The sequence below is a fragment of the Pseudomonas sp. PvP025 genome, from assembly GCF_017832155.1.
In the GTDB taxonomy this organism is placed as follows: Bacteria; Pseudomonadota; Gammaproteobacteria; order Pseudomonadales; family Pseudomonadaceae; genus Aquipseudomonas.
Genome location: NZ_JAFIBJ010000001.1, coordinates 3,396,494 through 3,413,123 on the forward strand (window position 1 = coordinate 3,396,494; position 16,630 = coordinate 3,413,123).

16 protein-coding genes, 2 tRNA genes and 1 rRNA gene are annotated in these 16,630 nt (G+C 58.9%); 9 read left to right on the forward strand and 10 right to left on the reverse strand.

Annotated features, from left to right (window positions below):
* Positions 1–111: 111 nt before the first annotated feature.
* From JOE32_RS14590 to tyrS, 4 genes are all read right to left on the reverse strand, one after another.
* A tRNA-Ala gene (locus JOE32_RS14590) sits at positions 112–187 on the reverse strand.
* 10 nt (positions 188–197) lie between these two features.
* Positions 198–274: transfer RNA gene (locus JOE32_RS14595), tRNA-Ile, on the reverse strand.
* A gap of 124 nt (positions 275–398) precedes the next feature.
* Positions 399–1,935: ribosomal RNA gene (locus JOE32_RS14600) — 16S ribosomal RNA — on the reverse strand.
* 552 nt (positions 1,936–2,487) lie between these two features.
* The gene (gene tyrS, locus JOE32_RS14605) at positions 2,488–3,687 is read right to left on the reverse strand and encodes a tyrosine--tRNA ligase (RefSeq protein WP_209985422.1); all 1,200 of its coding nucleotides are present in this window, start codon (positions 3,685–3,687) and stop codon (positions 2,488–2,490) included.
* 209 nt (positions 3,688–3,896) lie between these two features.
* On the opposite strand from tyrS, the gene JOE32_RS14610 reads away from it, so the two are divergent.
* Together JOE32_RS14610 and JOE32_RS14615 are read left to right on the forward strand one after the other, a co-directional pair.
* Positions 3,897–5,306, forward strand: coding sequence for a peptidoglycan DD-metalloendopeptidase family protein (locus JOE32_RS14610; RefSeq protein ID WP_209985423.1), 1,410 nt, complete (start codon positions 3,897–3,899; stop codon positions 5,304–5,306).
* 3 nt (positions 5,307–5,309) lie between these two features.
* The gene (locus JOE32_RS14615; protein WP_209985426.1) at positions 5,310–6,401 is read left to right on the forward strand and encodes an anhydro-N-acetylmuramic acid kinase; all 1,092 of its coding nucleotides are present in this window, start codon (positions 5,310–5,312) and stop codon (positions 6,399–6,401) included.
* 90 nt (positions 6,402–6,491) lie between these two features.
* Here JOE32_RS14615 and erpA read toward each other — a convergent pair whose 3' ends face one another.
* Both erpA and argC read right to left on the reverse strand, forming a co-directional pair.
* On the reverse strand, positions 6,492–6,842 hold the full coding sequence (gene erpA, locus JOE32_RS14620; RefSeq protein WP_003176443.1) for an iron-sulfur cluster insertion protein ErpA: 351 nt from the start codon (positions 6,840–6,842) through the stop codon (positions 6,492–6,494).
* Positions 6,843–7,005: 163 nt separating this feature from the next.
* On the reverse strand, positions 7,006–8,040 hold the full coding sequence (gene argC / locus JOE32_RS14625; RefSeq protein ID WP_209985429.1) for an N-acetyl-gamma-glutamyl-phosphate reductase: 1,035 nt from the start codon (positions 8,038–8,040) through the stop codon (positions 7,006–7,008).
* A gap of 134 nt (positions 8,041–8,174) precedes the next feature.
* Here argC and hemJ point away from each other — a divergent pair, with 134 nt between their 5' ends.
* From hemJ to coq7, 6 genes are all read left to right on the forward strand, one after another.
* Positions 8,175–8,603, forward strand: a complete 429-nt coding sequence (hemJ, locus tag JOE32_RS14630) for a protoporphyrinogen oxidase HemJ (RefSeq protein ID WP_003232547.1) — start codon at positions 8,175–8,177, stop codon at positions 8,601–8,603.
* 24 nt (positions 8,604–8,627) lie between these two features.
* Positions 8,628–9,578 carry a nitronate monooxygenase family protein gene (locus JOE32_RS14635; protein WP_209985432.1) on the forward strand — a complete coding sequence of 317 codons (951 nt, stop codon included), beginning with the start codon at positions 8,628–8,630 and terminating at the stop codon, positions 9,576–9,578.
* Between the two features lie 68 nt (positions 9,579–9,646).
* Entirely contained in the window at positions 9,647–10,603 is a 957-nt protein-coding gene (locus JOE32_RS14640; RefSeq protein ID WP_209985434.1) for a DUF805 domain-containing protein, read from the forward strand.
* Positions 10,604–10,666: 63 nt separating this feature from the next.
* Positions 10,667–11,455: an SDR family oxidoreductase gene (locus JOE32_RS14645; protein ID WP_209985437.1), complete on the forward strand. Its 789-nt coding sequence runs from the start codon at positions 10,667–10,669 to the stop codon at positions 11,453–11,455.
* 45 nt (positions 11,456–11,500) lie between these two features.
* Complete coding sequence (locus tag JOE32_RS14650) at positions 11,501–11,839, forward strand: histidine triad nucleotide-binding protein (protein ID WP_057006693.1); 339 nt, start codon at positions 11,501–11,503, stop codon at positions 11,837–11,839.
* A 118-nt stretch (positions 11,840–11,957) separates the two neighbouring features.
* On the forward strand, positions 11,958–12,605 hold the full coding sequence (gene coq7, locus JOE32_RS14655) for a 2-polyprenyl-3-methyl-6-methoxy-1,4-benzoquinone monooxygenase (protein ID WP_209985439.1): 648 nt from the start codon (positions 11,958–11,960) through the stop codon (positions 12,603–12,605).
* Between the two features lie 28 nt (positions 12,606–12,633).
* On the opposite strand, the gene JOE32_RS14660 is transcribed toward coq7, so the two are convergent.
* On the reverse strand, positions 12,634–13,056 hold the full coding sequence (locus JOE32_RS14660; RefSeq protein ID WP_003210947.1) for an OsmC family protein: 423 nt from the start codon (positions 13,054–13,056) through the stop codon (positions 12,634–12,636).
* Between the two features lie 215 nt (positions 13,057–13,271).
* Here JOE32_RS14660 and crp point away from each other — a divergent pair, with 215 nt between their 5' ends.
* Positions 13,272–13,916, forward strand: a complete 645-nt coding sequence (gene crp, locus JOE32_RS14665; protein ID WP_209985442.1) for a cAMP-activated global transcriptional regulator CRP — start codon at positions 13,272–13,274, stop codon at positions 13,914–13,916.
* On the opposite strand, the gene JOE32_RS14670 is transcribed toward crp, so the two are convergent.
* From JOE32_RS14670 to trpD, 3 genes are all read right to left on the reverse strand, one after another.
* Complete coding sequence (locus JOE32_RS14670; protein ID WP_209985446.1) at positions 13,913–14,608, reverse strand: lipoate--protein ligase family protein; 696 nt, start codon at positions 14,606–14,608, stop codon at positions 13,913–13,915. The two genes, crp and JOE32_RS14670, sit on opposite strands and share 4 nt — an antisense overlap.
* A gap of 139 nt (positions 14,609–14,747) precedes the next feature.
* Positions 14,748–15,584, reverse strand: a complete 837-nt coding sequence (gene trpC, locus JOE32_RS14675) for an indole-3-glycerol phosphate synthase TrpC (RefSeq protein ID WP_209985449.1) — start codon at positions 15,582–15,584, stop codon at positions 14,748–14,750.
* A complete protein-coding gene (gene trpD / locus JOE32_RS14680) occupies positions 15,581–16,630 on the reverse strand; it encodes an anthranilate phosphoribosyltransferase (protein WP_015373084.1) in 1,050 nt (349 codons plus the stop codon). The genes trpC and trpD overlap by 4 nt, the downstream gene beginning before the upstream one ends.

Below are 16,630 nucleotides of genomic sequence, written 5' to 3' on the forward strand. Positions count from 1 at the left end.
CTATCTTTCTATCACATACCCAAATTTTTAAAGAACGATCTAATCAAAGACTAGAAATCAATATTCACTTCAGAATATTCATTTCTAAACTCTAACAGCAGAAGCAGTTAATGGTGGAGCCAAACGGGATCGAACCGTTGACCTCCTGCGTGCAAGGCAGGCGCTCTCCCAGCTGAGCTATGGCCCCATAACAAAATTGGTGGGTCTGGGCAGATTCGAACTGCCGACCTCACCCTTATCAGGGGTGCGCTCTAACCAACTGAGCTACAGACCCAATTTCGAGCGCGTAACTGATTAGCTAAGAGCTATCAGCTTGGAGCTTAAAGCTGCTTCTATCGTCTTCTTCAATGAATCAAGCAATTCGTGTGGGAACTTATGGAGCAGCTGATGTCGTCGATTAAGGAGGTGATCCAGCCGCAGGTTCCCCTACGGCTACCTTGTTACGACTTCACCCCAGTCATGAATCACACCGTGGTAACCGTCCTCCCGAAGGTTAGACTAGCTACTTCTGGTGCAACCCACTCCCATGGTGTGACGGGCGGTGTGTACAAGGCCCGGGAACGTATTCACCGCGACATTCTGATTCGCGATTACTAGCGATTCCGACTTCACGCAGTCGAGTTGCAGACTGCGATCCGGACTACGATCGGTTTTGTGGGATTAGCTCCACCTCGCGGCTTGGCAACCCTCTGTACCGACCATTGTAGCACGTGTGTAGCCCAGGCCGTAAGGGCCATGATGACTTGACGTCATCCCCACCTTCCTCCGGTTTGTCACCGGCAGTCTCCTTAGAGTGCCCACCATTACGTGCTGGTAACTAAGGACAAGGGTTGCGCTCGTTACGGGACTTAACCCAACATCTCACGACACGAGCTGACGACAGCCATGCAGCACCTGTCTCAATGTTCCCGAAGGCACCAATCTATCTCTAGAAAGTTCATTGGATGTCAAGGCCTGGTAAGGTTCTTCGCGTTGCTTCGAATTAAACCACATGCTCCACCGCTTGTGCGGGCCCCCGTCAATTCATTTGAGTTTTAACCTTGCGGCCGTACTCCCCAGGCGGTCAACTTAATGCGTTAGCTGCGCCACTAAAAGCTCAAGGCTTCCAACGGCTAGTTGACATCGTTTACGGCGTGGACTACCAGGGTATCTAATCCTGTTTGCTCCCCACGCTTTCGCACCTCAGTGTCAGTATTAGTCCAGGTGGTCGCCTTCGCCACTGGTGTTCCTTCCTATATCTACGCATTTCACCGCTACACAGGAAATTCCACCACCCTCTACCATACTCTAGTCAGTCAGTTTTGAATGCAGTTCCCAGGTTGAGCCCGGGGATTTCACATCCAACTTAACAAACCACCTACGCGCGCTTTACGCCCAGTAATTCCGATTAACGCTTGCACCCTCTGTATTACCGCGGCTGCTGGCACAGAGTTAGCCGGTGCTTATTCTGTCGGTAACGTCAAAACAATCACGTATTAGGTAACTGCCCTTCCTCCCAACTTAAAGTGCTTTACAATCCGAAGACCTTCTTCACACACGCGGCATGGCTGGATCAGGCTTTCGCCCATTGTCCAATATTCCCCACTGCTGCCTCCCGTAGGAGTCTGGACCGTGTCTCAGTTCCAGTGTGACTGATCATCCTCTCAGACCAGTTACGGATCGTCGCCTTGGTGAGCCATTACCCCACCAACTAGCTAATCCGACCTAGGCTCATCTGATAGCGCAAGGCCCGAAGGTCCCCTGCTTTCTCCCGTAGGACGTATGCGGTATTAGCGTCCGTTTCCGAACGTTATCCCCCACTACCAGGCAGATTCCTAGGCATTACTCACCCGTCCGCCGCTCTCAAGAGAAGCAAGCTTCTCTCTACCGCTCGACTTGCATGTGTTAGGCCTGCCGCCAGCGTTCAATCTGAGCCATGATCAAACTCTTCAGTTCAAACATCTTTGGGTTTTTAAGAAACCCTAAACTTGGCTCAGCAATCGTTGGTTATTCTTTGATTTCTCGCGGAGTAACTTGTGATGCTGATAATCTTGTTGACTATCAGTCTGACTCCACAAGCACCCACACGAATTGCTTGATTCAGTTGTTAAAGAGCGGTTGGTTAAGATGTTTCGTCTCAACCGAGGCGCGCATTCTACAGCAGCCTCATTTTCTGTCAAGTGATTATTTTCAGAAGCTTTCGAAGAATTCTTCAACAACTTCAACCACTTGCGCTTCCGATCTCTCGTTAGCGGGAGGCGAATTCTACAGCGTTACACGCTGCTGTCAACACCTCATTTTCTCCGCTTTCGACCGAGAAGATCGAAACGTTAATAGCGCCAAACAACACCGCACTATCAACTTCTTCCGGACTTCGATGAACTGAAGCAACTCGCTGTCGAATCCTGCATAACTACTTGTTTACCAAGGAGTTTTCCGTTTCGACTGCGCCGGAAGTGGGGCGAATTATAGACAGATATAATTCGCCGTCAACACTTAATTTCAGGTTTATTCGGCTTTGAGCGTAATACGCGCAAATGCCTTCTTTCCAGCCTGGCAAACGTGAGTAGCGCCCAGCTCATACATAAAGGTGCGATCAACAACCTCACCGTCTATACGCACACCACCGGACCCCAGCAGATCACGCGCAACCGCAGAGTTCTTCACCAAACCTGCCTTATTAAGGACAGCCGCCACGGGCATCGCCTCTGCAGCAGTCAACTCGATCTCCGGCAGGTCATCCGGCAGCTCGCCATCCTTCATGCGGTTACCTGCCGCACGATGAGCATTGGCCGCAGCCTCCTCACCGTGGAACCGCGCAACGATTTCCTCCGCCAGCTTGATCTTCACATCCCGTGGATTGGCGCCCGCCTCGACTTCAGCCCGCAGCCCATTGATCTCATCCATGGAACGGAAGCTCAACAGCTCGAAGTAGCGCCACATCAGCGCATCCGGAATCGACACCAGCTTGCCATACATCACCCCTGGCGCTTCCTGAATACCCACATAGTTACCCAAGGACTTGGACATCTTCTTGACACCATCCAACCCCTCCAGCAACGGCATGGTCAGAATGCACTGAGCCTCCTGCCCATACGCGCGCTGCAACTCGCGCCCCATCAGCAGGTTGAACTTCTGATCGGTACCCCCCAGCTCAACATCCGCGCGCAACGCTACCGAGTCATACCCTTGAACCAACGGGTAAAGGAACTCATGAATGGCAATAGGCTGATTGGTGGAGTAACGCTTGTCGAAATCATCGCGTTCAAGCATGCGCGCCACCGTGTACTGGGACGTCAAGCGAATGAAGTCCGCCGGCCCCATCTGATCCATCCAGGTGGAGTTGAACGCAACTTCGGTCCTGGCCGGATCAAGAATCTTGAACACCTGAGTCTTGTAGGTCTCGGCATTATCGAGTACCTGCTCGCGAGTCAGCGGAGGGCGCGTGGCGCTCTTGCCACTCGGATCCCCGATCATCCCGGTGAAGTCACCTATAAGGAAGATGACCTGATGCCCCAGCTCCTGAAACTGACGCAGCTTGTTAATAAGCACGGTATGACCCAGGTGCAGATCCGGCGCCGTGGGATCAAAGCCAGCCTTGATACGCAGGGGTTGACCACGCTTGAGCTTTTCGATCAGCTCGGCCTCGACCAACAGTTCTTCCGCACCACGTTTTATCAGCGCTAGCTGCTCTTCAACCGACTTCATAACAGACCCGCAAGGCTCAGATTCAAAAGGGAACCAACCATACAAGATCAGGGACTAATTACAAGTTTTGCCCTGCGCACGGACACCGTTCAGCAAGCCCAGCGTTCGCGAGCTTGCGCCACAGATGATTTGGTTATATTTTATACAGTTATTTCATCTTCATCATGTCATTCATCTTTTCCATTTCATCTTCAAAGTCAAAATTACCTATGACCACTGAACCGTCTAAAGCGCCACCGCTTTACCCGAAGACCCACCTGCTCGCCGCAAGTGGTATCGCCGCCCTTCTTAGCCTGGCACTCCTGGTATTCCCTTCCAGTGACGTAGAAGCCAAACGAACCTCCCTGAGCCTTGAGCTGGAAAGTCCCGCTGATCAACTGACACAAGATCAAGACGCTTCCGACGCGCAACAAGCCACAAACGTTCCGACAGAATCGCCATTTGCCCAGATAGAAAACACCCCGGAAGATACCCGGCAGGCCGAGGCAAAGCCTGCGGCAGACAGCATCAAGAACCCGCTACACCGCGAAGTGATCGTGGCCAAAGGCGACACGCTTTCCACTCTGTTCGAAAAGGTCGGCCTTCCTTCCGCCACCGTTGGCGAGGTATTGGCCACAGACAAACAGGCCAAGCAATTCACCCAACTCAAGCGCGGTCAGAAGCTTGAGTTCGAACTGACTCCAGACGGCCAGTTGAACAACCTGCACACCGCTCTCAGCGACCTGGAAAGCATCAGCCTGAGCAAAGGCGCCAAAGGTTTTGCATTCAATCGAGTCACCACCAAACCAGTGATGCGCTCTGCCTACGTGCACGGCGTGATCAACAGCTCTCTATCGCAGTCAGCGGCACGCGCGGGCCTGTCCCACAGCATGACGATGGACATGGCCAGCGTGTTCGGCTACGACATCGACTTCGCCCAGGACATCCGCCAGGGTGACGAATTCGACGTGATCTACGAGCAGAAAGTCGCCAATGGCAAAGTGGTGGGCACCGGCAACATTCTCTCCGCACGCTTTACCAACCGCGGTAAAACCTACACCGCCGTGCGCTACACCAACAAACAGGGCATCAGCAGCTACTACACCGCCGATGGCAACAGTATGCGCAAGGCGTTCATCCGCACACCGGTGGACTTCGCTCGTATCAGCTCGCGCTTCTCGATGGGTCGCAAGCATCCCATCCTGAACAAGATTCGCGCGCACAAAGGTGTCGACTATGCGGCCCCCCGCGGCACGCCCATCAAAGCGGCAGGTGACGGCAAGGTCTTGCTGGCAGGGCGTCGTGGCGGATATGGCAACACCGTGATCATCCAGCACGGCAACACCTACCGCACCCTGTACGGCCACATGCAAGGCTTCGCCAAAGGCGTCAAGACCGGCAGTTCGGTCAAACAGGGCCAGGTGATTGGCTACATAGGGACTACCGGCCTGTCCACCGGCCCGCACTTGCACTATGAATTCCAGGTCAACGGCGTGCACGTCGACCCATTGGGCCAGAAGCTGCCGATGGCCGACCCGATCGCCAAGGCCGAGCGAGCGCGTTTCATGCAGCAGAGCCAGCCACTGATGGCGCGCATGGATCAGGAACGCACCACCTTGCTCGCCTCGGCGAAGCGTTAAGGTATGCCGCGCTATATAGGTGTGATGTCCGGAACCAGCCTCGATGGCCTGGACGTCGCGCTGATCGAACAGGACTCGGCGATCAACCTGATCGCCACCCATTACATCCCTATGCCGGACACCCTGCGCGCCGAGCTGCTCAGCCTGTGCGCCAGTGGCGCCGACGAAATTGCCCGCTCGGCCATCGCCCAACGGCACTGGGTGGAGCTTGCCGCTAAGGGCATCCACGCATTGCTGGATCAGCAAAACCTCAAGCCGCAGGATATTCGCGCGATTGGCAGCCACGGCCAGACCATTCGTCACGAACCCGCACGGGGCTTCACCGTACAGATAGGCAACCCGGCGCTGCTGACCGAGCTCACCGGCATCACCGTGGTCAGCGACTTCCGCAGCCGTGACGTGGCCGCCGGTGGTCAGGGCGCGCCCCTCGTACCCGCGTTCCACGAAGCGCTGTTTGGCGAACGAACCGGCAACCGTGCGGTGTTGAATGTGGGAGGCTTCAGCAACCTCAGCCTGATCGAGACGGGCAAACCTGTAGCCGGTTTCGACTGCGGACCGGGCAACGTGCTGCTGGATGCGTGGATCCACCAGCAACAAGGCGAGCACTTTGACCGTGACGGCCAATGGGCAGCCAGTGGCAAGGTAGAGCCAGCGCTACTCAGCGCGCTGCTCAGCGATCCGTTCTTCCTGACCCGAGGCCCGAAAAGTACCGGTCGAGAAGTATTCAACCTGCCATGGTTGCAACAACACCTGGCACGGCTGCCCGCCTTCCAGCCCGAGGATGTGCAGGCGACTTTGCTGGAGCTGACGGCTCTGACCATTGTCGAGTCCCTGCAGGCAGCTCAACATCAGACCGAAACCCTGCTGATCTGCGGCGGCGGCGCCCATAACGCCACGCTGATGAAGCGCCTGGCCGCCCTGCTTCCCGCCACCCAGGTCAGCAGCACCGCCGTCTATGGCGTCGACCCGGACTGGGTGGAGGCCATGGCGTTCGCCTGGCTGGCCCACTGCTGCCTGGAGGGCATCGCCGCCAATCGCCCGAGCGTCACCGGCGCCCGTGGGTTGCGAGTATTGGGCGCAATCTACCCCGCCTGACTGCTCCGCAAAACCGACAGATAGCAAAACGCCGCTTGGCCGATCAAAGCCAAGCGGCGTGTTTGTACGCGATGCAGACTCGGTTATCGATCAGATCGAAAACGAAGAACCGCAACCACAGGTCGTGGTCGCGTTAGGGTTCTTGATCACGAAACGCGAACCTTCCAGACCTTCCTGATAATCCACTTCGGCACCTGCCAGGTACTGGAAACTCATCGGGTCCACGACCAGGCTCACGCCCTCGCGCTCGACAATGGTGTCATCGTCGGCCACATCTTCATCGAAGGTAAAACCATACTGAAACCCTGAACAACCGCCGCCCGTAACAAATACGCGCAGCTTCAAGCGATCATTACCCTCTTCATCGACCAGGCTCTTCACCTTGTGCGCAGCACCGTGGGTAAATTGCAAAGCCGTGGGGGTGAAGGATTCAACGCTCATGCTGATAATCTCCCGGCGTAACGCCGTCATATGCGTAATGACCGGCATTATCCGCTTCTCCTAGAAAAGCGGTCAACTATTGTTACGGTATATCAATCGGCAACGCGCTCATAAAAACACAAAAGGCCCTATTAGCGGGCCTTTGCGTATCTACAGCAAAGCCTTAAGGCAACATGCCCGCGTGGGAAAGACCCAGCTTCTCATCCAGACCAAACAGGATGTTCATGTTCTGCACCGCCTGGCCCGACGCCCCCTTGACCAGATTGTCGATCACCGACAGCACCACCACCAGGTCGCCATCCTGCGGACGGTGTACCGCAATCCGGCACACATTGGCACCGCGCACACTGCGGGTTTCCGGATGACTGCCAGCCGGCATGACATCGACGAACGGCTCATTGGCATAGCGCTTTTCAAACAGTGCCTGCAGATCGACCGAGCGATCGACCACGGTTGCGTACAGCGTGGAATGAATACCGCGAATCATCGGCGCGAGGTGCGGCACAAAGGTCAGGCCCACGTCCTTGCCCGCTGCCCGGCAGAGGCCCTGGCGGATTTCCGGCAAATGACGATGCCCTTTAACGGCATAAGCCTTCATGCTTTCTGCGGTCTCGGAGTACAGCGAACCTACCGCCGCTCCACGACCGGCGCCGCTCACTCCCGACTTGCAGTCTGCGATCAGGCGCGAAGCGTCGGCCAGCCCGGCTTCCAGCAACGGCAGAAAGCCCAGTTGGGTTGCGGTCGGGTAGCAACCTGGCACCGCAATCAAGCGGGCTTGCTTGATCTGCTCACGATTGACTTCCGGCAGGCCATACACCGCCTCCTCCAGCAACTGCGGCGCGCCGTGCGGCTGGCCATACCACTTGGCCCATTCATCGGCGTCCTGCAGGCGGAAGTCGGCGGAGAGGTCGATGACCCTGGTACCGGCAGCCAGCAGTTCGCCGGCCAACGCATGGGCAACCCCGTGAGGGGTGGCAAAAAACACCACGTCACAGGCGCCCAGGGTCTTGACGTCCGGCACGCTGAACGCCAGGCCGTCGTAATGGCCGCGCAGGTTAGGGTACATATCGGCCACGGCCAGGCCGGCCTCGGATCGAGAGGTGATGACCACCACCTCAGCCTGCGGATGCTGAGCCAACAGACGCAGCAATTCGACACCGGTGTAACCCGTGCCGCCGACGATACCGACCTTGACCATAACCCTGCCCTCAACGAACCACTGGAAAGCCGTCGATAATAGGGGTCGTATCGCCCTGCGACAACCGTCAACGTGACGTATGGGCGCATCAGCCACTACTATCTTCCCTACCGTGAACCTGGGAATAACTAGAAATGCTCTATCTATGGATCAAAGCCTTCCACATCATCAGCATCGTCTGCTGGTTTGCCGGGCTGTTCTACCTGCCGCGCCTGTTCGTCTACCACGCTCAAAGCGAGGACACCGTCAGCAAGGAACGCTTCAGCGTCATGGAGCGCAAGTTGTACCGCGGCATCATGGGGCCGGCGATGATTGCCTCCCTGGTCTTTGGCATCTGGCTGATCGTCCTCAACCCGGGCATCTTTCAATCCGGCGGCTGGATCCACGCAAAACTGACCCTGGTAGTGCTGCTGATCGGCTATCACCATATGTGCGGCGCGCAGGTAAAACGCTTCGCTCGTGGTGAAAACACTCGCAGCCACGTGTTTTATCGCTGGTTCAACGAAGTGCCTGTGCTGATGTTGCTGGCCATCGTAATTCTGGTCGTGGTCAAACCGTTCTAACTTCAATCACTCGGAGTTGCGCCAATGTCACTGCCCGCCTTGCTCGAACAGCGTCTGCACCTGCCCCTGGTGGTAGCGCCGATGTTCCTGATCTCCAATCCGCAACTGGTACTGGCGTGTTGTCGCAACGGGGTGGTCGGCAGTTTCCCGGCGCTCAACCAGCGTGAAAGCAGCGGCTTCAAGGCTTGGCTGGAGGAAATAGAAGCGGGCCTGGCGCAGTTGGATAACCCCGCGCCGTACGCCGTGAACCTGATCGTGCACAACAGCAACCCACGGCTGCAGGCCGACCTCGCGATCTGCGTCGAACACAAGGTCCCCATCGTCATCACCAGCCTCGGTGCGGTAAAGGAGCTGGTGGACGCCGTGCACAGCTACGGCGGCCTGGTGTTCCACGACGTCACCACCCGGCGCCATGCCGAAAAGGCCGCCGAAGCAGGTGTCGATGGTTTGATCGCCGTGGCCGCAGGCGCCGGAGGCCATGCCGGCACCTGGAGTCCTTTCGCGCTGATTGCCGAAATTCGTCAGTTCTTCGACAAAACCCTGCTGCTGGCCGGCTGCCTCAACCATGGGCACGAAGTGCTCGCCGCGCAAATGCTGGGCGCAGACCTGGCCTACCTCGGCACACGCTTTATCGGCACCACCGAAAGCCAAGCCCCGGATGCCTATAAAGAGATGCTGCTCACATCACACGCCGCCGACATCGTGCACACTCCGGCTGTTTCCGGTGTGCCCGCAAGCTTCATGCGCCAGAGCCTGGAAAACGCCGGCTTCGACCTCGCGGCCCTGCAAGGCAAAGGCGGCTCCACGCTCAAGCCGTTGAGCGACGAGGCCAAGGCCTGGAAGACCGTATGGTCCGCCGGCCAGGGTGTCGGCGAGATCAATGATCTGCCCGGCGTCGATGAACTCGTTGCGCGCCTGGATGCCGAATACCGCACGGCGCGCGAGCAGGCCGCACAGTTGCGCTGGCCACGCTGATACACTCGCCGGGCCCGCCGATAAAGCAGGCCGGCCCACCTTCCCTTACAACTGACAAGGATGCCCGCATGAGCGACAACCGTTTCAAGATTGTGTTTGACGGAGCCCTGCTCCCGGGTGTCGAAAGCACCACTGCCAAGCTGAATCTGGCCGAGTTGTTCAAGAGCGATGTGGCTGCGATCGAGAAGCTCTTCACCGGCCGCCCGGTTGCGCTCAAACGCGACCTGTCGCGTGCCGATGCCGAGACCTACCTCACCGCCCTGAAGAACGCCGGGATCGATGCCCGCATCGAGGCCGAGCAACCCGTCGCCTTCAGCCTCGCTGAAACCCATGAAACCGGCTCTAAAGACTTCTCCAGCCCGGCCACTTCACCCTACGCGCCACCACGCGCCGCCGTCGGTGATGACCTGCCGGAATTTGCCGACCTGAAGGTGTTCACCATCAATGGTCGCATCGGGCGCCTGCGCTACCTGGCCTGGACGTTGGTGCTGACCCTCGCCATGCTGGTGGCCGGCGGCATCATCAGCACCGCCAGTTTCGCCGTGGCAACCGCCTCGCCGACAGCGGCCATTATTCTCGGCGGCGTGCTCGGTTTCGCCCTGTTTGTCGCACTGGTCGTGGTCAGCGTGCAGATCGGTGTGCAGCGCCTGCACGACCTGGGCTGGTCCGGCTGGCTGTACCTGCTCAACCTGGTGCCGCTGGTCAACAGCGTGTTCCCGCTGCTGATGCTGGTACTACCAGGTAACGCAGGCGCCAACCAATATGGCGCACCGCCTCCGCGCAACTCCACCGCGGTCAAAGTCCTCGCGACCCTGTGGCTGGCGTTCATTCCGGTGATGCTGGCTATCGTGGTGACCTTGGGCATGAACGGCTACCTGGATCAGCTCGAAGCCAACATGGACAGCAGCTATGAAAGCAGTTCGATCACCACCGATGAAGCCGGCGACCAGAGCGTCATCATGGAGGATGAAGACGCGCAAAGTGCTGACGATGCAGGCGAACCTGTAGACTCTCCAGAACAGTAAAGAAACGCCCGCCGCTTGTGACGCCTCCGTCACAGGCCCGGCGGCGTTGCGATGGAGAAAGGCATGACCCGTTACGCTCTGATCACCGGTGCCTCCAGCGGCATCGGCCTGGCCCTGGCCGAAGCCCTGGCGCGGCGTGGCCGCAGCTTGATTCTGGTGGCCCGCCAGCGTGATCAGTTGGAAAGCATTGCACTGGAATTGACTCAACGCTTTGGCGTCGAAGTGCTGTTTCGAGCCTGCGATCTGGGCGAGCCACTGCGCTTGTCCGGCTTTTTGCTGGAGCTGGAAGAAGGCGAGCGGCAGATCGACCTGCTGGTCAATTGCGCCGGCATCGGCACCAGCGGGCCGTTCCTGGCCCAGGACTGGATGACCGAGCAGGACCTGATCGAAGTCAACATCCTCGCCCTCACCCGGCTGTGTCACGCATTGGGCAACGCCATGGCACTGCAGGGCGGCGGGCAGATTCTGAATGTGGCGTCCGTCGCGGCGTTCCAGCCCGGCCCGTGGATGAGCAGCTATTACGCCAGCAAGGCCTATGTGCTGCACTTCTCCGAAGGCTTGCGCGAAGAACTCAAAACCTGCGGCATCAACGTGTCCGTGTTGTGCCCCGGCCCCACGCGCACCGCATTCTTCGGCACCGCACAAATGGACACCGCCAGGCTCGACCGCAGCCAGCAACTGATGAGCCCCGAAGAAGTCGCGCTGTACACCGTGCGCGCCCTGGAAAAAAACAAAGCCATCATCATTCCCGGGCGACGCAATCGCTGGCTGACGTTCAGCCCGCGTCTGAGCCCGCGCTGGCTGACGCGCAAGATCGCCGGCGCAATCAACAAGGCCTATTGCCTGCGCTGACCGCCTGGGTACACTCACCCGCACATCAATAAGGGAGAAACAGCTGTGGATACTCTGTTCACCAAGATCATCAACAGAGAAATACCTGCCAACATCATCTACGAGGATGACCAGGTTCTGGCCTTCCACGATATCGCACCGCAGGCGCCGGTACATTTTCTGGTGATTCCGAAAAAACCCGTCCGCACCCTGAACGACCTGACCGAGGACGACAAGGCGCTGGCTGGCCATATCCTGTTCACGGCTCAACGCCTGGCGCTGGAACTGGGCTGTGAGGAAGGGTTTCGGGTGGTCATGAACTGCAACGAGATGGGCGGCCAGACCGTTTATCACATCCATATGCATGTGCTGGGTCAGCGCCAGATGAACTGGCCGCCGGGCTGAAACAGCCTGTTTGGGGAGGTCATGGCCGCTGGCCGTGACCTCGTGCCCCAGACTGCACGCAAACGCTTCACTCTCTCTTGCGGTAGACTGGCCGCTGAGATTTTTCCCGGAGGTCTGCATGACTACCCAACGTCACTACTCGCCGATTGACCGCCTGCTGCTGCAAGCCGACACCGCCATGCGCACGCTATTGCCCTTCAGCGGCCAGCCTCACCGCCCCTCGCCGGCCATCGTGCAGCCCGATGCCCAGATGAGCGCGACCGAGACCCGCCATGTCGCCGGCCTGATGCGCATCAACCATACCGGCGAAGTGTGTGCCCAGGCGCTGTACCAGGGCCAGGCCCTGACCGCCAAGCTGCCGCAGGTGCGCGCCGCGATGGAGCATTCGGCCGAGGAAGAAGTCGACCACCTGGCCTGGTGCGAGCAACGCATCCGCCAGTTGGGCAGTCATCCCAGCGTGCTCAATCCGCTGTTCTATGGTTTGTCATTCGGCATCGGCGCTGCCGCCGGCCTGATCAGCGACAAGGTGAGCCTGGGCTTCGTCGCCGCCACCGAGCATCAGGTGTGCAAGCATCTGGATGAGCACCTCGAGCAATTGCCGGCAGAGGACGAAAAATCCCGGGCAATCCTCGAACAGATGCGCATTGATGAAGCCCTCCACGCGGACAGCGCGTTGGATGCCGGCGGTTTTCGCTTCCCGGCGCCGGTACGATTCGGCATGGGCCTGCTGGCCAAAGTCATGACCAAAAGCACCTACCGTATCTAGCAGGAGCGAGCGTGCTCGCTCCTGGCGCTCAACCCAGTTCGATAATCTCGTAATCATGGGTGATGGCCACGCCGGCCGCACCCAGCATGATCGACGCCGAGCAATACTTCTCAGCCGACAGCTCGATGGCCCGCTTGACCTGGGCCTCCTTCAGCGCCCGCCCCTTCACCACAAAATGCATGTGAATCCTGGTAAACACCTTGGGATCTTCCGTGGCGCGCTCGGCCTCCAGAAACGCCTCGCAGCTCTCTACCGCCTGACGGGACTTTTTCAGGATACTGACCACGTCGAAATTGCTGCAGCCGCCCACGCCCAGCAGCAGCATTTCCATCGGCCGCACGCCTAGGTTGCGGCCGCCCGCTTCAGGCGGACCGTCCATCACCACCACATGGCCGCTGCCCGATTCACCGAGGAACATGGCTTCGCCCGCCCATTGGATGCGTGCCTTCATCGCCCAGACTCCACTGCTAAAAAAGGGTCGCCAGCTTAGCACAGGGCCCGGCAGCGGCAGCGTTTGGCGCGAATGCGATCAATAAAAACGTTTACCCGATAAATTCGCTAATCGAGACAGAATGTGTCTGGTAAGCTGGCGCCAATTCGATGGCGTATTGCCACTGTCGGAGAGCATAACTTCAATTCCTTAGCGTCGCCTTTCGGGAAACAACCATGGTTGCCCTTACTCCCACACCCAAGATCAAGAATCTCGACAAGCTGTTGATGCATTGCCAGCGCCGGCGCTACCCGGCCAAGCACAACATCATCTGCGCCGGCGAACGCTCCGAAACACTGTTTTTCATCATCAAGGGCTCGGTCACCATCCTGATCGAGGACGACGACGGCCGCGAGATGATCATCGCCTACCTCAACACCGGCGATTTCTTTGGCGAGCTGGGCCTGTTCGAACAAGCCGGAAAGGAACAGGAACGCAGTGCCTGGGTACGCGCCAAGGTCGAATGCGAAGTCGCCGAGATCAGCTACACCAAGTTTCGTGAACTGTCCCAACAGGACCCCGACATCCTGTATGCCCTGAGCGGTCAGATCGCCCAGCGTCTGCGCGACACCACGCGCAAAGTCGGCGACCTGGCATTCTTCGACGTCACCGGCCGCGTGGCCCGGTGCCTGCTGGAGTTGTGCAAACAACCCGATGCCATGACCCACCCGGATGGCATGCAGATCAAAGTGACGCGCCAGGAGATCGGCCGCATTGTCGGCTGTTCACGGGAAATGGTCGGTCGCGTACTCAAGGACCTGGAAGAACGCAACCTGGTGCACGTCAAAGGCAAGACGATGGTGGTGTTCGGCACGCGTTAAGTGGGCATGAAACCGGCGAGCATCTGACGATACAAGGTGTCGAGCCGGCCGATGGCATCGGGCGCGGCAAAGGCTTCATGCAGGGCAATATGGCTGTCGGCGCGCACCCGCTGCTCCAGGCCACAGGATTGATTGAAACGGTTGACTGCCGCAATCAATGCCTCGCGGTGGTCATCCAGTAGTAACGCGCCGTGTACCAATCCTACCGGACGACCGCCGCTTTGCCGCCAGCGCTGGGCGGTGCCAACCATCTTGCGACCGTTGAGGTTGACGTTGTAACGCCCGTCGCAGAAGGCGCCATCGACTTCACCCACACTGGCATCACCGCCCAGCTCGATCAGCACGTCGCAGATCGGCTGGCACAAACGCTGATAACCGGTTTCGATTCGCCCCTGGTCTCCTTCGCTGCGGGGTGGCGCGTAGACCAATGCGATATTCACCGTGGCGCCCGACTGCGGCACCGGCTCGCCGCCGGTTTCGCGCAGCAGCACCGGCCAACCGGCCTGCGCCGACACCTCGCTCGCCGCCGCGAACGCCGGCAACCGGCTCAAGCGACGCGGCATCACCAACGCCTGGTCGGTGGGCTGCCAGAACAGCAACCCGAATGCCTGCTCGCCTGCGCAAACGGCTGCTAGCAAATCCTGCTCGGCGGCAAGGCCGGCCTCAACAGTCATCGCCATCGGTTGAATCATGCGCCCACCTCCCTGAATACACCCAAACCCAATGTGGGAGGGGGCTTGCTCCCGATAGCGAAGTATCAGTCGAAATACGCATCAACTGAACGAATGCCATCGGGAGCAAGCCCCCTCCCACAGGTTGACCGTGTTTCAATCAGTCCAGTGTCGAGCCGCCGACCGGCACGCCACGCTCCGGGAAGAACAGACGCTGCAACTCCGCCCCCGGGTGCTCGGCGCGCATGAACGTCTCGCCCACCAGGAACGAATACACGCCATTGATTTCCATCAGTTCCACATCGGCACGGTTGGCGATGCCACTCTCGGTGATCACCAGGCGGTCACGCGGAATGCGCGGCAGCAGGTCGAGGGTGGTTTCCAGGCTGACTTCGAAGGTGTGCAGGTTACGGTTGTTCACGCCAACCAACCGCGTGTCGACGGTTTTCAATGCGCGCTCCAGCTCATCGCCGTCGTGTACTTCAACCAACACGTCCAGACCGACGCTCTTGGCCACCGCCGCCAGTTCCGCCAGCTTTACGTCATCCAGCGCCGAGACGATCAGCAGTACACAGTCGGCGCCCAGGGCACGGGCTTCGATGATCTGGTACGGGTCAACCATGAAATCCTTGCGGATCACCGGCAGCTTGCACGCCGCGCGCGCCTGCTGCAGGAACAGGTCGGAGCCCTGGAAGTAGTCGATGTCGGTCAGCACGGAGAGGCACGTCGCCCCGCCCTTCTCGTAACTGGCGGCAATGTCGGACGGAACGAAGTGCTCACGAATCACGCCTTTGCTCGGCGAGGCCTTTTTCACCTCGGCAATCACCGCAGGCTGCTTGAGCTTGGCCTGGGCGATCAAGGCATTGGCAAAACCGCGCGGGGCATCGGCGACTTTCGCCTGCGCTTCCAGCTCGGCCAGGCTCACGCGCGCGCGGCGCTCAGCGACTTCTTCTGCCTTGCGGGCCAGAATTTTTTGTAGAACGGTTGGCACACTCATCCTTCATTCTCCATCTTGAATACCGCAGTGAATGCTCCCAGCTCTTCGAGTTTTTCGCGAGCCAGACCGGTGTGAAGTGCATCGTGAGCCAAGGCGACACCCTCTTTAAGACTATAGGCATGGTCGGCGGCGTAAAGTGCCGCGCCAGCATTCAGAACAATCATCTCGGCCGCTTTTTGACCGTTCTCGGTCTTGCGGCGCCCCAGGGCATCGCGGATCAACTCCAGGGACGCGGCCGGGCTTTCCACCGCCAGGCCATGCAGACTCTGGCTCTTCATGCCGAGGTCTTCAGGTTCGACCCAATATTCGGTGATTTGGTCGTTCTTGAGCTCCGCCACAAACGTCGGCGCCGCCAGGCTGAATTCGTCCAGGCCATCCTTGGAATGCACCACCAGCACATGCTTGCTGCCCATGCGTTGCAACACTTCGGCCAGCGGCCGGCACAGGGCTTCGCTGAACACGCCCACCACCTGATGCTTCACACCGGCCGGATTCGTAAGCGGGCCAAGCATGTTGAACAGGGTGCGCAGGCCAAGATCCTTGCGCGGGCCGGCGGCGTGTTTCATCGCACCGTGATGGGACTGGGCAAACATGAAGCCGATGCCGACGCTGTCGATGCAGCGTGCCACTTGCACCGGCGTCAGGTTCAGGTAGATGCCCGCTGCCTCCAGCAGATCGGCACTGCCGCTCTTGCCGGACACCGCACGGTTGCCGTGCTTGGCCACTGTGCAGCCCGCCGCCGCAACCACGAATGAAGACGCCGTGGACACGTTGAAGATATTCGCGCCATCGCCGCCAGTGCCGACCACGTCGACCACACCGTCGAGGGTCTTGAGTTCAACCTTGTCCGCCAGCTCGCGCATGACCGACACAGCGCCGACGATCTCGTCGATGCTCTCGCTCTTCATGCGCATGGCCATCATGAACGCACCGATCTGTGCGTCGGTGCACTGACCGGTCATGATCTCGCGCATCACATCGCTCATTTCCGCGGTGCTCAGGTCCAGGTGGCCGACGATACGGCCCAGGGCAGTCTTGATATCCAT

Bases quoted from the DNA above. Each gene is read 5' to 3' on its own strand.
- tyrS (WP_209985422.1), bottom strand. From the start codon at position 3,687: ATGAAGTCGGTTGAAGAGCAGCTAGCGCTGATAAAACGTGGTGCGGAA.
- JOE32_RS14610 (WP_209985423.1), top strand. From the start codon at position 3,897: ATGACCACTGAACCGTCTAAAGCGCCACCGCTTTACCCGAAGACCCAC.
- JOE32_RS14615 (WP_209985426.1), top strand. From the start codon at position 5,310: ATGCCGCGCTATATAGGTGTGATGTCCGGAACCAGCCTCGATGGCCTG.
- erpA (WP_003176443.1), bottom strand. From the start codon at position 6,842: ATGAGCGTTGAATCCTTCACCCCCACGGCTTTGCAATTTACCCACGGT.
- argC (WP_209985429.1), bottom strand. From the start codon at position 8,040: ATGGTCAAGGTCGGTATCGTCGGCGGCACGGGTTACACCGGTGTCGAA.
- hemJ (WP_003232547.1), top strand. From the start codon at position 8,175: ATGCTCTATCTATGGATCAAAGCCTTCCACATCATCAGCATCGTCTGC.
- JOE32_RS14635 (WP_209985432.1), top strand. From the start codon at position 8,628: ATGTCACTGCCCGCCTTGCTCGAACAGCGTCTGCACCTGCCCCTGGTG.
- JOE32_RS14640 (WP_209985434.1), top strand. From the start codon at position 9,647: ATGAGCGACAACCGTTTCAAGATTGTGTTTGACGGAGCCCTGCTCCCG.
- JOE32_RS14645 (WP_209985437.1), top strand. From the start codon at position 10,667: ATGACCCGTTACGCTCTGATCACCGGTGCCTCCAGCGGCATCGGCCTG.
- coq7 (WP_209985439.1), top strand. From the start codon at position 11,958: ATGACTACCCAACGTCACTACTCGCCGATTGACCGCCTGCTGCTGCAA.
- JOE32_RS14660 (WP_003210947.1), bottom strand. From the start codon at position 13,056: ATGAAGGCACGCATCCAATGGGCGGGCGAAGCCATGTTCCTCGGTGAA.
- crp (WP_209985442.1), top strand. From the start codon at position 13,272: ATGGTTGCCCTTACTCCCACACCCAAGATCAAGAATCTCGACAAGCTG.
- JOE32_RS14670 (WP_209985446.1), bottom strand. From the start codon at position 14,608: ATGATTCAACCGATGGCGATGACTGTTGAGGCCGGCCTTGCCGCCGAG.
- trpC (WP_209985449.1), bottom strand. From the start codon at position 15,584: ATGAGTGTGCCAACCGTTCTACAAAAAATTCTGGCCCGCAAGGCAGAA.
- trpD (WP_015373084.1), bottom strand. From the start codon at position 16,630: ATGGATATCAAGACTGCCCTGGGCCGTATCGTCGGCCACCTGGACCTG.